At 32.5% G+C, this 15627-nt stretch carries 17 protein-coding genes and 1 tRNA gene; 8 read left to right on the top strand and 10 right to left on the bottom strand.

From position 1 onward, the window contains the following. Positions 1–34: 34 nt before the first annotated feature. Entirely contained in the window at positions 35–967 is a 933-nt protein-coding gene (hemW, locus tag NE054_RS03245; protein WP_297888481.1) for a radical SAM family heme chaperone HemW, read from the top strand. Here the strand turns inward: hemW and proC are convergent. From proC to NE054_RS03265, 4 genes are read right to left on the bottom strand one after another with little or no spacing between them, the layout of a single operon-like run. Then, on the bottom strand, positions 959–1750 hold the full coding sequence (gene proC / locus NE054_RS03250; protein ID WP_297888441.1) for a pyrroline-5-carboxylate reductase: 792 nt from the start codon (positions 1748–1750) through the stop codon (positions 959–961). The genes hemW and proC overlap by 9 nt on opposite strands. Then, complete coding sequence (locus NE054_RS03255) at positions 1743–2360, bottom strand: 3'-5' exonuclease (RefSeq protein WP_297888444.1); 618 nt, start codon at positions 2358–2360, stop codon at positions 1743–1745. The genes proC and NE054_RS03255 overlap by 8 nt, the downstream gene beginning before the upstream one ends. Before the next feature lie 20 nt (positions 2361–2380). Further along, positions 2381–5209, bottom strand: a complete 2829-nt coding sequence (locus tag NE054_RS03260) for a DEAD/DEAH box helicase (RefSeq protein WP_297888447.1) — start codon at positions 5207–5209, stop codon at positions 2381–2383. Continuing rightward, positions 5206–6117, bottom strand: coding sequence for a lytic transglycosylase domain-containing protein (locus tag NE054_RS03265; protein ID WP_297888448.1), 912 nt, complete (start codon positions 6115–6117; stop codon positions 5206–5208). Before NE054_RS03265 ends, NE054_RS03260 begins: the two co-directional genes overlap by 4 nt. A gap of 93 nt (positions 6118–6210) precedes the next feature. Between NE054_RS03265 and NE054_RS03270 the strand changes: the two genes are divergently transcribed. The 3 genes from NE054_RS03270 (at position 6211) to mtnP (ending at position 7871) form a co-directional block, all read left to right on the top strand. After that, positions 6211–6284, top strand: a tRNA-Ile gene (locus NE054_RS03270). A gap of 24 nt (positions 6285–6308) precedes the next feature. Next, positions 6309–7019 carry a C4-type zinc ribbon domain-containing protein gene (locus tag NE054_RS03275; RefSeq protein ID WP_297888449.1) on the top strand — a complete coding sequence of 237 codons (711 nt, stop codon included), beginning with the start codon at positions 6309–6311 and terminating at the stop codon, positions 7017–7019. 12 nt (positions 7020–7031) lie between these two features. Next, positions 7032–7871 carry an S-methyl-5'-thioadenosine phosphorylase gene (gene mtnP, locus NE054_RS03280; RefSeq protein ID WP_297888452.1) on the top strand — a complete coding sequence of 280 codons (840 nt, stop codon included), beginning with the start codon at positions 7032–7034 and terminating at the stop codon, positions 7869–7871. Here mtnP and NE054_RS03285 read toward each other — a convergent pair. Next, the gene (locus NE054_RS03285; protein WP_297888455.1) at positions 7868–8794 is read right to left on the bottom strand and encodes a ferritin-like domain-containing protein; all 927 of its coding nucleotides are present in this window, start codon (positions 8792–8794) and stop codon (positions 7868–7870) included. The two genes, mtnP and NE054_RS03285, sit on opposite strands and share 4 nt — an antisense overlap. Positions 8795–8904: 110 nt before the next feature. Between NE054_RS03285 and lysS the strand changes: the two genes are divergently transcribed. The 4 genes from lysS (at position 8905) to NE054_RS03305 (ending at position 13034) form a co-directional block, all read left to right on the top strand. After that, positions 8905–10641, top strand: a complete 1737-nt coding sequence (gene lysS, locus NE054_RS03290) for a lysine--tRNA ligase (RefSeq protein WP_297888458.1) — start codon at positions 8905–8907, stop codon at positions 10639–10641. Then, positions 10641–11588 (top strand): ADP-ribosylglycohydrolase family protein, encoded by a 948-nt coding sequence (locus NE054_RS03295; protein WP_297888461.1) that lies wholly within the window; start codon positions 10641–10643, stop codon positions 11586–11588. Before lysS ends, NE054_RS03295 begins: the two co-directional genes overlap by 1 nt. A 13-nt stretch (positions 11589–11601) precedes the next feature. Next, the gene (hfq, locus tag NE054_RS03300; RefSeq protein WP_297888464.1) at positions 11602–11856 is read left to right on the top strand and encodes an RNA chaperone Hfq; all 255 of its coding nucleotides are present in this window, start codon (positions 11602–11604) and stop codon (positions 11854–11856) included. A gap of 116 nt (positions 11857–11972) precedes the next feature. After that, positions 11973–13034 carry a cytochrome-c peroxidase gene (locus NE054_RS03305; RefSeq protein WP_297888466.1) on the top strand — a complete coding sequence of 354 codons (1062 nt, stop codon included), beginning with the start codon at positions 11973–11975 and terminating at the stop codon, positions 13032–13034. A 30-nt stretch (positions 13035–13064) separates the two neighbouring features. Here NE054_RS03305 and NE054_RS03310 read toward each other — a convergent pair whose 3' ends face one another. The 5 genes from NE054_RS03310 to NE054_RS03330 are packed head-to-tail and all read right to left on the bottom strand — an operon-like array spanning position 13065 to position 15467. Further along, a complete protein-coding gene (locus tag NE054_RS03310; RefSeq protein ID WP_297888468.1) occupies positions 13065–13763 on the bottom strand; it encodes a molybdopterin-dependent oxidoreductase in 699 nt (232 codons plus the stop codon). A gap of 10 nt (positions 13764–13773) precedes the next feature. Then, positions 13774–14061, bottom strand: a complete 288-nt coding sequence (locus NE054_RS03315; RefSeq protein ID WP_297888471.1) for a hypothetical protein — start codon at positions 14059–14061, stop codon at positions 13774–13776. Beyond that, positions 14058–14198, bottom strand: a complete 141-nt coding sequence (locus NE054_RS03320; RefSeq protein WP_297888474.1) for a hypothetical protein — start codon at positions 14196–14198, stop codon at positions 14058–14060. Before NE054_RS03320 ends, NE054_RS03315 begins: the two co-directional genes overlap by 4 nt. 10 nt (positions 14199–14208) lie before the next feature. Then, the gene (locus tag NE054_RS03325; RefSeq protein ID WP_297888477.1) at positions 14209–14982 is read right to left on the bottom strand and encodes a ZIP family metal transporter; all 774 of its coding nucleotides are present in this window, start codon (positions 14980–14982) and stop codon (positions 14209–14211) included. Continuing rightward, positions 14979–15467 carry a TlpA disulfide reductase family protein gene (locus tag NE054_RS03330; protein ID WP_297888479.1) on the bottom strand — a complete coding sequence of 163 codons (489 nt, stop codon included), beginning with the start codon at positions 15465–15467 and terminating at the stop codon, positions 14979–14981. Before NE054_RS03330 ends, NE054_RS03325 begins: the two co-directional genes overlap by 4 nt. Between the last annotated feature and the right edge of the window lie 160 nt (positions 15468–15627).

Below are 15627 nucleotides of genomic sequence, written 5' to 3' on the forward strand. Positions count from 1 at the left end.
AAACTTTTTATAAATAAGTTAGTATTTACAAACTATTTATTTTGGTGGTGGAACTCCTTCTACTTTGAAACCTCAGCTTTTGGTAGATTTTATAAAATTTATTAGAAACAACTTCAAAACAGTAGAAAATCCGGAAATTACGATAGAAGTAAATCCTAAAACATACAGATACGAAGATTTTAAAATTTTAAAAGATTGGGGAGTAAACAGAGTTAGTATAGGTAATCAATCTTTTTTAGAAAAAAATCTTCTTTCTCTTGGAAGAGATCATAAACCGACTGATACGATAAAAACAGTAGAAGACTGCCTTAAATCCGGAATAAATAACATAAACTTAGACCTTATATACTGTATTCAAGGTCAAACTTTAAAAGATTTAGAAAAAGACTTGGAAATATACACCTCTTTACCTATCACTCATATATCCGGATACATGCTTACAGCTTACGAAGATACACCTTTAGGAGTTTTAGTAAAAAACGGAAGTTATAACCTTCCTGATGAAGAAACCTCATCAAAGATGTTTGAGTTTATAGATAACTACTTAGAAAGTAAAGGTTTTAAAAGATACGAACTTTCAAATTGGGCAAAAGAAGGTTACGAATGTAAACATAATCTGTTTTACTGGACAGATGTTAACTTCCTTGGTATTGGAATATCCGCTTGGTCCTATGTGGAAAATTTAAGGTTTGGAAATACCAAAAATATCAACGAATACTTTGATTTGGTGGAAAATGGTATCAAACCAATCAAATTTAAAGAGTATTTAACCCAAGACAAAAAAAGAGAAGAATTGATATTTCTTTCTTTAAGGTTAAAATCAGGAGTAGACCTTTCCCTGATTAACGATAAAGATATTGTAAAAAAGCTTGTAAAGGAAGGATTTGGAGAGATTAAAAATAATAGATTTTCACTACTTCCCAAAGGGCTAATGGTGTTAAATGAGATTGCTATCAAGTTATTTTGATAGTTCCTTACTTCTTTCCGTAGCCTTTTCTACCGCTGATATAATAGCATCTTTAAAGTTTCTTTTTTCAAGTTCGTGAAGTCCGTAAATGGTTGTTCCGGCAGGAGAAGTTACTTTATCCCTTAAAACAGCCGGATGTTCTGAGGTTTCTTTGAGGAGTTTTGCAGAACCTAAAACAGTTTGAACTGCCATCTTTAAAGAATCTTGGTAAGAAAGACCCATTTTAACACCACCTTGAGCAAGAGCATCTATAAATGTAAAAACGTAAGCAGGCCCACTTCCAGATAACCCAGTTATTACATCTAACAGTTCCTCTTTTACTTCAAAAACTTCCCCTAAACCTTTTAACAGATTTATTACTTCCTCTTTTTTTTCTGTTTCTCTTTCAAAAGAAACACCTATTACCCCTTCTCCAATCAAAGCTGGTGTGTTAGGCATTATTCTTACAATCAAGGGTTTTTCAACTAAATTTTTTATCTTTTGTATCTTCACTCCAGCTAAAACGGAAACTAAAATCTGATTTTCTTTAAATGTATCTTTTACAGGATTTAGTGTATCATCCAAATCCTTAGGCTTAACAACCAAAAACACAATCTCAGATAGATTTACCACTTTTTTAATATCAGCACCGGCTGTGTTGTACTTTTGAATTATGTAATCCTGCCTTTCTTTGTTTATATCGTTTACTATTATGTCCGTTGATTTTATGCCAGACTTTTCAATTAAACCTTTTACTATAGCCTCTCCCATATTTCCACATCCAATTACACCTACCTTAAACATACCTTCTCCTTTTTGATGTTTGATTTAAGTCTTTTCCGTTTGAAAGTCTAACTAAATCTATAACTTTGTTTATATTAAACCTGTAAAGGTAATCTATCATCTTTTTAAACAACTCAAAGGTAACCTCAGCATCAGATAAAGCTCTGTGTTTTTTACGATATGGAATATTAAAATGGTAAGCCAAGTTTACCAAAGATTTACTTGGAACATCTGGAAAAAGCCTCTTTGCCAACGTTTGAGTACACAAAACCGGATTTTGCATTAACTTTCCTGTTATTTGATATGAAACCGCATTTAGAAAAGATAAATCAAATTGAGCGTTATGGGCTACTATTATTGAGTTTTTTGAAAATTCTAAAAACTGAGGAAATATATCTTCAATGGTAGGTTTATCAACGACAAGGGCATTGGTTATTCCTGTCAACTTTGTTATATATGGCGGAATAAACCCCAAAGTAGGTTTTACAAGAGTGTGGAATCTATCTACAATAACCCCACCTTCCACTTTCAAAGCTGCTATCTCTATAATTTCACTATTTGAAGGACTAAGTCCTGTTGTTTCCAAATCAACAACCAAAAAGGTAGCTTCTTCAATGGTAAGGTTATACATTTTTAATCCTTAATTTTTTTCTATTCTATTTTAACGCTTTTTAGCGTATTTTCAAATATAGAAGAAATTTTTTCTAAATCTTCTGTACTTAGATTAAAGTAAATGCCATAAGTATCTATTTTGTAAGGTTTTAAATGTTTGATTAAGTTGCTTACAACCTCAGGAAAGGTTTCCTTAGAAAATCCTAAATATCCTATATTTTCTTTTACACTGAACTTTTGAATTTTCATCTCACTTAGTACTCTTTTAATTTTCTCTAAAGTAAGATATATGTTGAAAATCTTAGGAATGTCGTTATAAAATTCTTTTAGATATTTCCTGATTTTATCTATATCTTCGTAACTTTCTGCTTTAGAAATGGCTAAGTATATGTTTAATCTTTCTGAAGGGTCTTTTATTAAAGATTGAGGAATGTAGTAGTCAAAATCTACCTCTATCTGAGTTTCAAACTCTTTTTCTCCTTTTTCTTCCTTTATAGCTTCTTTAAGTAGTTTTACATACATATCAAATCCAACTGATTTAACAAAACCACTTTGTTCAACACCAAGTATGTTTCCAGGTCCTCTTATCTGAAGGTCTTCCATAGATACTTTCAATCCAGAACCTGGTCTTGTTAATCTAAGTATTGCATCTATTCTTTTTTGAGCGTCTTTTGAAATGTGATTTGGAACAAAAAGATAACAGTAAGCTTGAATATTCCCTCTTCCAACCCTTCCTCTTAAATGATAAAGCTGTGCAAGTCCAAAAAGGTCAGCTCTTTCTACTATCAAAGTGTTTGCGGTAGGTATGTCTATTCCTGTTTCTATTATAGAAGTGGCTACCAAAATATCTACTTTACCTTCTATAAATGAAAGTATTTTCTTTTCTATTTCAGAAGGTCTCATCTGACCATGGACAAAATCTACATTTGCATTTTTAAAAAGACTTTTAATGTAATTAGCTGTATCGCTAATTGTCTCTACTTTATTGTGTATATAAAATACTTGACCTTTTCTTTTTAGCTCAAATTCTATAGCTTTTTTTAAGACCTCTTCATCAAAAGGTGAAACAAAAGTTTTTACTTCGTACCTTCCTTCAGGAGGAGTGTTTATAACAGATATATCTTTTAATCCGGATAGTGCCATGTTAAGTGTCCTTGGGATAGGTGTTGCTGTTAGATACAGTGTATCAACATCTTTTTTTATCTGTTTTATTTTCTCTTTTGCCCTTACTCCAAATCTGTGCTCTTCATCTATTATAAGTAATCCAAGATTTTTAAACTGTACTTCTTCACTTAATCCTTTATGGGTTGCCACAATAACATCTATTTTCCCATTTTTTAAATCTTCAACTATCTTTAACTGCTGAGATTTTGATTTTAATCTTGATAGATTTTCTACAATTAATCCATACTTTTCTAATCTTTCTTTGAACTTTATGTAATGCTGATAAGCCAAAACGGTTGTTGGAACAAGGATAAGAGTTTGGTACCCGTTAACAGCATGAATAAAGGTAGCCCTTATAGCAACCTCTGTTTTTCCAAATCCTACATCTCCACATATGAGTCTTTCCATAGGTTTATCTTTCATTAAATCTTTTTTGATATCTTTTATAGCCTTACTTTGGTCTGGTGTTTCTATGTAAGGAAATTCTCTTTCGAACTTATCTATAAGCTCATTTTCAACTTCCAACGGCGGTCTTTTTATAGACTGTCTTTCTGCATAAATTTTAATAAGTTGTCTTGCAATATTTCTTAAAGACTCTTTTACCTTCTTCTTAAGATTTCTCCAAGAAGGAGCACCTATTTTATCTATCTTTATAACGCTTTGAGATTTGTATTTGTGAATTTTATCAAAATGAAGGTAGGATACAAATACCTTTTCTCCTTCTGCGTATTCGAGAATCATAAAGTCGTAAACTTTGCCTCTTATCTCTCTTGTCTCTATTCCTCTAAAAATTCCAATACCGTACTCTTCATGGATTATGTAATCACCTTCTTTTATGGGTTCTACATCAAGTTGTAAGTTTTTATTTTCTACTTCTGGCAAAAATGCTAATTTTTCTTCTTTTAAAACAAGCTCATTCTTTAATGGTATTTTGTAAACTGTGTAAGATTCATCAACGTCTTTTGTTGTTCCGATACTTTTACTCACCAAATTACTAAAAAAAGATGATTTTTGATTTAAATCTTCAAAAACATCTACAGTGTAAATCTCTCCCGATAAATAATCTTTTAGATAAGCGTACGGTTCGTCCTTTAACTTTAATGGATTTTGGGATGCTACTTCAAAATCGTAAAGTGGATAGATTGTTATGTTGTTTATTTCTTTTCTTGTAAAAAGTTTAGATTTTAAATACAGACCTTCAATCTCATCTCCAAAAAAATCTACATCTACAATTCCAATCTTTGGAATATTTATAGATATATACCCTCCTTTTACACTAAACTCTCCTTCGTTTTCCGGATAATCCTCTTTTATGTATCCGGATTTTAACAGGTTTTCTACAAATTCCTCTCTGTTTATCTCTTTACCTTTTTCTATCTTTATTAAAGATTTACAAAATTCATCAAAAGTTCTTAACTTAATGTCCAATGCTTCTATTGAAAAAACGATTATGGAAACTTCACCCTTTATCCATCTTGTTAAAGCATAATTTCTCTCTATTTGACTTTCTAAATCAAGAACATCTTTAGAAGAAGGAATAAATAAAATTTCCTTATCAACACTAAAAAACTCTTTGTAAGCTAAAAAATTCAGAAAACACTCTTTTGCCTTTTTTTCATTGTCGGTTATAAATACTGCATTATCTAAAGAATTTTTTAAAACAAAGTATTCCGGATAAGAGCTATTACCTACGTAAATTTTCACGACTCGTTGTTTAATATTGCATCAGCTAATCTACCATAACCTTGTGGTACATAAAGGTTATACTCTTTACCATCATCCGGAATTTCTTTTTTCAAAAAGTGTGGATTGAGAGATATTAATTTTTCTTTTGGTAAATATAGAGATAAAGCGATTTTATCCAACTTATAACCACCTTTAACCTTAACTATTTCGTATGAAGGCTCCGTTTTATGCAATTTTTTCTCTTCCATTATTGACTTTGCAACTTCAACAATCGCCAAAAATTTAATCACATAATCTTGAGTTTGTTTTGGTAAATATTTTCTTATACTTGCAAAAGAGTTTCCATGATAACTGGTCTTCACTACAACTTTATTGTGTCCAGCATTGTAGCTTGCCAAAACTAATTTCCAATCTCCAAACGTGTTGTATAAGTTTTTTAAGTACTTTACAGCTGCTAATGTAGATTTAACTGGGTCTAACCTTTCGTCCACTTTGTTGTTCACAACAAGCCCAAGATTCCTTGCAGTTGTAGGCATAAGCTGCCATATTCCGGCTGCTCCTTTTGGTGATTTTAAACCGTTTATATAATGACTTTCAATAACAGGAATAAAGGCAAGTTCCTTTGGAAGATTATGTTCAATCAAAATTTTTACAACGAAAGGTAAAATGTTTTTCCCGTTTTCAAGGTATTTTTCAATCTCTCTCTTTTTGGATTTTAAAATAATCTCTTTTTCTTCTTTCAGCTTTACTTCCAACGTTACCTCGTCGGTTTTAGATAGAAAATTTTCCAAATCCTTCAACGATTTGTTATTCTTTACAACTACTTCCACATTTTCAGAAACTTCGCCCTGATTTAAAAACTCTGCGTTTGAGTTATAAATTAAAGTTGTTACCAAAAAAATAACTAATTTCAATAACTTACTCATATCAACACCTCCTTAAGTAAAAGTTATTATAATATAATTTTTTTAGATTGACAACCCTTAAAAAATGTTATATATTATTACTCTCAAAAAGAAGGGCCCGTAGCTCAGTTGGTTAGAGCAGACGGCTCATAACCGTCCGGCCGGGGGTTCGAGTCCCTCCGGGCCCATTATTAATCTTAAACGGGGTATCTATGGATAGTATCACAGCACGAAATCTATTAAAACTACAGGAAATAGATGAAAAAATAGAAGAGGTTAAATCAAGATTAGAGAAAATCCCTACTGAAATAAAACATCTTCAGGAAGAAAAACAAAAAGTTATAGATGAATATGAAAAAATATTAATCCAAAAAAAACAACTTGAACTTACTAAAAAAGAAAAAGAGCTTGACATTCAAGACCTTCAACAGAGAATAAAGAAAATAGAAGATAGACTCAACACAGTGAAAAGTAACGATGAGTACAAAGCTCTTTTGAGAGAAAAAGCTCAAGCTGAAGAATCAATTATTCATTTAGAAGACGAAATTATAAACATTATGGAAGAGATAGAAAACATTAGTAAGAAAATAAAAGAGTTTGAAAAAGAAAGAGATAAAAAAATTCAAGAAATAGAAAATCAGATAGAATCAAAACAAAAAGAGATAGAAGAACTAAATAATCAGATTCAAAACCTTACTAAAGAAAGAGAAGAGTTAATAAAACATTTAAAACCTCAGGATATTGCTCAGTATGAAAACATCAAGAAAAAAGTTAAAACAAAGGTAATAGCTGTAGTTGATGACCAGGTTTGTACCGGATGTTATATGGTTATCCCTCCAAAAGTTTTCACAGAACTGCTGAAAACAGAAAACCTTTTAAGATGCCCCAACTGTGGTAGATACCTTTTCTATGAATCAAAATAAGGAGATTTTTTGATGCTCGGAATAATAGGTGGAAGTGGTCTATACGATATAGATGGTTTGAAAATTTTAAAAGAAGTTTCAGTATCAACTCCCTTTGGAGAGCCTTCAGACAAATATATAGTTGCAGAGTATAAAGGAAGAGAAGCAATTTTTCTTCCAAGACATGGAAGAGGTCATAAATATCCTCCTCATTTGATAAATTACAGGGCAAATATATGGGGTTTTAGAAAACTTGGAGTAAATAAAATACTGTCGATATCTGCTGTTGGAGGTATAAATCCTCTGTTAAAACCCGGAGATTTTGTAATATCAGACCAATTTATTGATTTTACTAAAACAAGACTATCTACCTTCTATGAAGGAGTTTTATCAAAAGAAGACGATACTTCCTTCGATGATGATGTTAAGAAATATTTAACAAATAAAAAAGTAGTTCATATAGATGTTACAAATCCTTTTTGCTCATCTATGAGACAACTTTTAAAAAACATATGTACAGAAAAAGGATACAGACATCATTTTAAGGGTTGTTATGTGGCAACAGAAGGACCAAGATTAGAAACTTCCGCTGAAATAAAGATGTTGTCTTTATTAGGTGGAGATGTTGTCGGTATGACTTTAATTCCGGAAATAGTCCTTGCCAGAGAGTTAAACATTCATTTTGCATCCATCAATATAGTTACAAACCTTGCAGCTGGAATATCAGAAGAAAGGTTAACATCTGATGAAGTTATCCAAACGATGAAAGAAAAAACAGAAGATATCAAAAAAATTATCCTTGATTTTATAGAAAGACTTCCGGATAAGCTTGATTGTTCTTGTGAAGAGGTTTTAAAGGGAGCAGCCATTTAGCTGCCTCTTTTAAACAAGCTCCCTACTGTAAAAGCAGATATAATTTTACTGTAGTCTTTTTCCGATAAATTATTGTTATCTAAAAACTTTTTCAAATCTGTGTAATGTATTTCTCTTTTTGCAATTCTCTCTAAAATCCATCTTAAATCTGGATTTTCAGCTTTTTGAGATAAAGACAAAAACTCTTCTTGACTTTTTTGTTCTTCACTTTGATTATAGTTAATAATACTTTTTTCTTCTTTTACTTTTTCTACCGATGGAAGAGATACATCTATTTCATAACCTTTTTCAGATAACTCCTCAGCTATCCATCCAAAGTGTTTCATTTTATCAATGGCTTTTTGTTCTAACTCATCACTTAGATGAGGATTTTTAAACCTTGTTATAAAAGATTGATAGAGTTCCTCTAAAATCTTTTTATACTGCCTTTGGAGAATCTCATTTAAAAGTTGGGCTATTTGTATTCTCTCTTGCTCTTTTTGTGAACTACTATCTTTTATCATACTTCTGAGGTTTTCTTTCATCTTTTGAAATATTTTACTGTGGGCTGTTTCATCGTTTATCACCCTGTTTAAAATCCTCTTTGCGGATTCATCGGATATGTCTTTCAGTTGATTTGAGTACTCATTTATAGCCATAATCTCCGCATCAATGTTAAGTTGCATCAAATCTTCCAAGGTTGGAGCGTGAAGAAAAACAGCAGCTCTCTCGGAAATGGCAGGGTCTCCTCCAAGCTCCACCACCTTATGGGCAAACATTCTAAGATGTCTCATCTCTTCTCTGGCTATCTCTTCAAGCTCATTTTCTGTTTCCGCTTCTCCTACTGTGTAAGCGTGGAAAAGGTACTGTATAATTGCAGAGTGTTCCAACGATATGTTATAGTTGAAATACTGAATAATCTTTTCTCTCTCTAAATCCTTCATCATAATCCACCACCAAATTTTTTGATTATAAATATGAAGAAAAAAATTTAAAAAGTCAACCTTTAAATCGTGATAAAATTTATATTTAAATAATATTTCCGGAGGTTTTTATGTCCGAAGAGATTTTGGAAAGTAGATTACAAAGATTGAAAAAGATGCAAGAAGAAGGTATAAATCCATACCCTCATAAATTTCAGATAACAACGGACTTAAAATCCGTAAGAGAAGGCTTAGAGTTTGAGCCGGAAGACACAGATATAATAATAAAAGGTAAGATAAAAAGAGTATCAAAAAAAGAAAACGATTATGTGATAAGGTTTGAAGATTTAAACGGACATTTTGAAATTCAGGTAGTGTTTCCTCAAAAAGAAAAGCTTTCACCAAACACAACAGCATCTTTCAAAGGAAAGTTAAAAAGGTTAGATGGAAAGTTAACTTTATTAGCAGATGAAGTGTACTTTGAAGAAAAAGGAGAGGATGTATCTACCATAAAACAAAAGTACGACAAAGACCCTCAAGAAAAAGAAGTATCTGTAGCAGGAAGGTTAATAGCCCTAAGAGACCAAGGTAAAGCAGCTTTTGGACATATTCAAGATGCAGATGGTAAATTACAGGTATATTTCAACGCAGATGTATTAGGTCAGGAAAATTACCAAAAAGCGATGGATTTAATAGATATAGGAGATATAATAGGTGTTAAAGGTAAACTTTTTAGGACTATGACAGGAGAGCTTACAGTCCAAGTCCATCAGTGGCAAATTCTATCAAAATCTCTAAGACCTCTTCCTGAAAAATGGCATGGACTTAAAGATGTGGAAGAAAGGTACAGATACAGATTTTTAGACCTTATAGCAAACCAAAAATCAAGAGATATTTTTAAAATAAGGTCAAAAGCTATAAAAAGTCTAAGAGAATTTTTAGAAAGTAAAGGTTTTATAGAGGTTGAAACTCCTATACTACAACCGGTAGCATCCGGAGCGTTAGCAAAACCTTTTATAACTTACCACAACGCCCTTGACATGAACCTTTATTTAAGGATAGCTCCTGAGCTGTACCTTAAGATGCTTGTGGTTGGTGGTTTCAACAGAGTTTTTGAGATAGGAAGAAACTTTAGAAACGAAGGAATAGATACAACCCACAATCCGGAATTTACTATGGTTGAATTTTACGCAGCGTACCTTGATTACAACGACCTTATGGACCTAACGGAAGAACTTTTTAGAAAAATTCTATTAGACACTGTTGGAACCTTAAAAATAAAATGGGAAGGAGTAGAACTTGATTTTGAAAAGCCATTTAGAAGACTTCCTTTCTTTGAAGCGTTAAAACAAAAAACAGGTAAAGATAAAGAGTTTTTCTTAGATTTTGAAAAAGCAAAAAACTTTGCAAAAGAAGTTGGAATACCAAAAGCAGAAACCTTAACTCACCTAAAAATATTAGACAAACTATTTGAACATTTTGTTGAAGAAGATTTAGTTCAACCTACATTCGTAATAGATTTTCCTAAAATACTCTCTCCTCTTGCAAAAACCCATAGAAACGACCCTGACCTGGTGGAAAGGTTTGAACTTATAATCAACAAACAAGAACTTGCCAATGCATATACGGAGCTTAATGACCCATTTGACCAACGAGAAAGATTCATACAACAGATAAGAGAAAAAGAGATGGGAGATGAAGAAGCTATGGATGTTGACGAGACATTTCTAACAGCCCTTGAATACGGACTTCCACCAACAGCTGGAGAAGGAATAGGAATAGATAGACTTGTGATGATGCTTACAGACAGTATTTCTATAAGAGAGGTTATTTTATTCCCTACTCTAAGACCAGAAGGAAAAGAGTAATGGAAAATAAATTCGTAGGAACATTCCTTGGTGCTGCCATAGGTGATAGCCTTGGTATGATGGTAGAAGAACTGCCAATAGATGAAGTTATAGAGTTTTATGGCGAACCTGTAAAAGATTTGATGATACCTCATCCATCTTCACCATCTTACTTTTTAAGACCAGGAGAAAACACAAGTGAGTTTGAAATAGTTTTATTAGTTGCAAAATCGATAGTGGATAGAAAGATGATTGATATTAAAGACATAATAGAAAAATACATTCAATGGTATGAAAGTTCACAAATCCACACCTATGTAGATCCTCACTTTTTACTTGCGATACACTCAATTTTAGAAGGTCAAGATATAGATAAAGGTGGTTCTACAATAGACCATGCTCTTCCAGCTATTCCAATAGGACTTTACCACTACAAAAATCCATACTTAGCAGTAGAAGCAGCAAAAGCGGTTTGTATGTTAACCACAAGAAATGAGTATGTCTTAGACGTGGCATCCGTAATATGTGTTGCCTTGTCAGAGTTATCTCAGGAAAAATTCTACCTTCCTGATGAAAATGAGTATTTCATAAAACATTTAAAAAACTTCACTTTCAAAAATGAGACAAAACATTACTTAAATAAAGTTATGAATCTTCTAAAAGAAGATGCGGATTATGAAAAAGCTATCAACGAGCTTGGAAACGGTAGCTATGTTTTAGAAGCCTTTTCGCAGGCATTGTTTATATTCTTAAAGACACCTCACGATACAGAAAATATTATAATAAAAGCAGCAAACTCTTACGGATACTACGGTGGTGATACGGACAGCATTGGATTGATAGCCGGAGCATTTGCCGGATGCTACAATTCAGAAGAGTCTATTCCAGACAGATGGAAAGAAGGATTACTAAAAAAAGATTACATTGTAGATACAGCTAAAAAACTTTTTGAAGTTGCACTACACTAAAAAGGAGGAAAAAATGGCAAAAGAAGCAAAAAACAGATTACAAGAAAAGTTCTTAAACACTATAAGAAAAGAAAAGGTTAGATGCGATGTTTACCTTGTCAATGGTGTAAAACTAGAAGGAAAAATAAAATACTTTGACAACTTCACAATACTTCTAAAAGAAGGACCAAGACAGGTCTTGGTATACAAACATGCAATAACAACAGTTGCACCCAAAAAAGAGATAGAGTTTGAGTTTGACCAAGATGAAGAAGAAACTATAGATTGAATAAATAAAAACAATTAAAGAAAATCAGTCAAACATAACCTTATCCTTAATATCTTGACATGTTTAGTTTTATCTGTTATATTTATTAATAATAATTACTATTAAGGAGGTTTTTCATGAAGAAGTTGTCGGTTATGGCTTTATCTGCATTAGTAGCTGTTGGTTCAATAGCCGGATACACCGTTGCACAACAAAAAATCAACGATAAAGACCTTTTAAATCAAGCTAAAAATTACTTCCAGCCATTACCAAAAGAGATTCCGGCTCCATCAAACAATCCAACAACAAAAGAAAAAGTCCAACTTGGGAAAATGCTCTACTACGACCCAAGACTCTCTTTAAGTGGAGTAATCAGCTGTAATACTTGCCACAACCTTGCAACTTATGGAGTTGACGGAGTGGAAACATCCTTAGGACACAAATTCCAAACAGGTGGAAAAAACGCTCCAACAGTATTAAATGCCGGATTCCACATTGCTCAATTCTGGGACGGAAGAGCTAAAGACTTAGAAGAACAAGCAAAAGGTCCAATACTCAACCCACTTGAAATGTCAATGCCTGACCCAAATCTTGTAATAGAAAGACTTAAAACCATAGAAGGCTATGTTGCAGAGTTTAAAAAAGCATTTCCTAACGACAAAGACCCTGTTAACTACGATAACGTAGCAAAAGCGATTGCAGCATTTGAAAGAACCCTTGTAACACCTTCAAGATTCGATGAATTTTTAAAAGGAAACACAAAAGCCTTAACGCAAAAAGAGAAAGAAGGATTAAAACTGTTTATGGAGAAAGGTTGTGCTTCTTGCCACAACGGTGTAGCAATAGGTGGAACGATGTTCCAAAAATTTGGAGTTGTAAAACCATATCCATATCAAGACCCTAACGACCTTGGAAGGTACAACGTAACCAAAAACGAGGAAGATAAATACGTGTACAAAGTCCCATCGTTAAGAAACGTAACAAGAACTTACCCTTACTTCCACGATGGAAAAGTTTGGGACATAAGGGAAGCTGTAAAAATAATGGGAGAAACTCAGCTTGGAATCACATTAACTGACGAAGAGATAGATAAAATTGTAGCATTCTTAGACTCTACAACAGGAAAGATACCGGAAGATGCATTGAAAGTACCTGTATTACCACCTTCAACACCAAAAACACCAAAACCTCAACTATAAACTTAAAGAAGGGGCTTTAAACAGCCCCTTTTATTTAACATCGAAATAATCAACTCTTCTCAGAGCTCTATCACTCCATCCGGATTTTTCCCAGTATCCTTTATAATCATAACTAACAACTTCTATCTCCTTTATCCACTTTGCCGATTTGTATCCCCACTTCTCTGGACATACCACCCTTAAAGGATACCCATGGTCCAATGAAAGCTCTTTCATTATTTTTCCATCCTCGTCTTGGTTAATTGCGTATACAAGGATAGGTTGATAAGCTTTCACATATTCAATTTCTACACTGGTGTGGTATCCATCAAAAGATCTAAAAACAACCTCTTTTGCATTTTTATCTGGATTTGCTTTAGATAGCAAATCTTCTAAAAGAACACCTTTTACTTTTATCCTACCTATCTTATCTCCCCTTACGTTAGAAACACATTCTAGAATAATCTCTCTTTCAACAGATTTTAAAGATTTTATTTCATCTATACTTAAGGATAAAGGTTTACTAACATCTCCAAAAATTCTTAGTCTATAATCCTTTATATTTAAAGTTTTTACATCGGAAGGTACACCTTTAATATCAACTATAAAAAGCTTTTCCATAGGTGTGTACTTTCCTTGAGGAGGAAGCTCATTTTTTGATTTCTTAAAATACTCCAAAACACCAGCCAACGATAAATGTGAAAGGGAAAAAGTTAATCCAAGAATCTTTATAAACTCTCTCCGTTTCATTGGAAACCTCTCAAATAAAATGTAAAATCATTAATAACAAAAAAATTAAAATATTTAATCCAACGACGATATAAAAATTAAAAAATCTTTTTAAGGTTAATGTTGTATGAAATACAATCAAAGCGTAGAGTAAAACCGGCAGTATGTATCCATGAATAATATATGCATCTCTTCTATCAATGATGTTGAAAAACAGAGCTCCTATCTCTCTTGGCTTTTGAACCCAATATCCGGTAACAGCCTCAACTATAAAGATAATATACAAAAATAAAGCTAAAAGTATAGAAAATTTTCTCATTTTTTCTTATCACAGGCATCGCTTAAACTACATGCAGCACATTTCCCTTTTTTTGTTTCGTTTTTAATTCTCTTGGTTATATAGTAGACTGACCATAAACCTAACAATCCAAGAAAAACATATGTTAAAGTTTCCATAGCTATTCTCCTATGCAAAAAGGTTATCTAAAATCATCATTAAAATAAAACCTATCATAAGTCCAATTGTAGCCTGCGTTTCATATCCCTTTTTGTGAGTTTGTGGTATCATCTCTTTACTTACTACAAACAACATAGCTCCAGCCGCAAACGAAAGCCCAAAAGGTAAGATATAGTGAGAAATGGAAAATAAAATTACCGCCAATACACCACCAACTGGTTCAACAATACCTGTCAACAGTGTAATTAAAAATACATCCTTTTTTTGAAAATTGTTCACAAAAAGAGCCAATGCAACAGCCAAACCTTCCGGTATATTTTGGATACCAATACCAGAAGCAAGGGAAATTCCTTTTCCTACATCCCCTGTCAAAAATCCCAACGATGAAGACATACCTTCCGGAAAGTTATGAACAGTAATAGCAATTATAAAAAGCCACATTTTTTTAAGGACTTTTCCATCTGAATTATCGTACACTTTTATAAAGTAATCATCAGGAATAAACCTATCCACTAACAAAAAAATCATTGTCCCCAAAGTCATTCCAAAAGTCACAACAGTTATAGCCATAAATTTTTCAAAAATGCCGTTTGCCAAATCTATAGCCGGATTCAAAAGAGAAAAGAAAGAAGCAGATAACATAATCCCCGCACTGAAACCTAAAAGAATATCCTGCATTTTTGAAGAAATCCTCTTTCCAAAAAGAATAGGAATAACTCCTACAATAGTCGCCAATCCGGCTAAAAAACTTCCTAAAACAGCTATCAGTTTAATATCAATCATAGCAGTTTTTTAATATTTTCCTCAATTTTTTTTATATCTCTTGCGGTTGTCATAATTTCAACTATCTTTCCATTTTTATCTACAAACACAAGATAAGGAACGTCAACCTTTTCTATAGAGTAAGCCTTTATTGAATCACTTCCGGCAAGCCACACAGGAATATCCAAAGGTATCATTTTTTTAGCCTCTTTAACTTCTTTTTCATCAGAAACACTTAGTAAAGGAGCTATAAATATAACTTTATCTTTATACTTTTTGTAAAGTTTGTTTATCTGCGGAAGTACTTTATAAGTATCAACATCACCAATAGCCCAGTAAACGATAACAGCCGGTTTACCTTTACCAAGGTACTGAGAAGCTTTGACCACCTTTCCACTTTCATCTTTCCCATAAAAATCAATAAAATTTTTACCTATTAATTCAGTCGGTGAAGCAAAACTAACTCCAAAAATCAGCACAACAGTTAAGATTAATCTCTTTAACATTTTACTCCTCCTAAATAGTAATTGTTATTAATAATAACACACATTTATGAAAAAACCATATATTTTCTCATAATCCATAATTAATATCATAACCCTAATTTCCAATTCGAAAAAAAGATGAAATAAAAAACCTCCAGTGGTATCATAAAGTAAAACTACC

Origin of the sequence: Sulfurihydrogenibium sp., from assembly GCF_027448985.1 — a bacterium.
Taxonomy (GTDB): Bacteria; Aquificota; Aquificia; order Aquificales; family Hydrogenothermaceae; genus Sulfurihydrogenibium.

Excerpts from the sequence above, each read along its gene's own strand:
- proC (WP_297888441.1), bottom strand. The coding sequence starts at position 1,750 with ATGTTTAAGGTAGGTGTAATTGGATGTGGAAATATGGGAGAGGCTATA.
- NE054_RS03255 (WP_297888444.1), bottom strand. The coding sequence starts at position 2,360 with ATGTATAACCTTACCATTGAAGAAGCTACCTTTTTGGTTGTTGATTTG.
- NE054_RS03265 (WP_297888448.1), bottom strand. The coding sequence starts at position 6,117 with ATGAGTAAGTTATTGAAATTAGTTATTTTTTTGGTAACAACTTTAATT.
- NE054_RS03275 (WP_297888449.1), top strand. The coding sequence starts at position 6,309 with ATGGATAGTATCACAGCACGAAATCTATTAAAACTACAGGAAATAGAT.
- mtnP (WP_297888452.1), top strand. The coding sequence starts at position 7,032 with ATGCTCGGAATAATAGGTGGAAGTGGTCTATACGATATAGATGGTTTG.
- NE054_RS03285 (WP_297888455.1), bottom strand. The coding sequence starts at position 8,794 with ATGAAGGATTTAGAGAGAGAAAAGATTATTCAGTATTTCAACTATAAC.
- lysS (WP_297888458.1), top strand. The coding sequence starts at position 8,905 with ATGTCCGAAGAGATTTTGGAAAGTAGATTACAAAGATTGAAAAAGATG.
- NE054_RS03295 (WP_297888461.1), top strand. The coding sequence starts at position 10,641 with ATGGAAAATAAATTCGTAGGAACATTCCTTGGTGCTGCCATAGGTGAT.
- hfq (WP_297888464.1), top strand. The coding sequence starts at position 11,602 with ATGGCAAAAGAAGCAAAAAACAGATTACAAGAAAAGTTCTTAAACACT.
- NE054_RS03305 (WP_297888466.1), top strand. The coding sequence starts at position 11,973 with ATGAAGAAGTTGTCGGTTATGGCTTTATCTGCATTAGTAGCTGTTGGT.
- NE054_RS03310 (WP_297888468.1), bottom strand. The coding sequence starts at position 13,763 with ATGAAACGGAGAGAGTTTATAAAGATTCTTGGATTAACTTTTTCCCTT.
- NE054_RS03315 (WP_297888471.1), bottom strand. The coding sequence starts at position 14,061 with ATGAGAAAATTTTCTATACTTTTAGCTTTATTTTTGTATATTATCTTT.
- NE054_RS03320 (WP_297888474.1), bottom strand. The coding sequence starts at position 14,198 with ATGGAAACTTTAACATATGTTTTTCTTGGATTGTTAGGTTTATGGTCA.
- NE054_RS03325 (WP_297888477.1), bottom strand. The coding sequence starts at position 14,982 with ATGATTGATATTAAACTGATAGCTGTTTTAGGAAGTTTTTTAGCCGGA.
- NE054_RS03330 (WP_297888479.1), bottom strand. The coding sequence starts at position 15,467 with ATGTTAAAGAGATTAATCTTAACTGTTGTGCTGATTTTTGGAGTTAGT.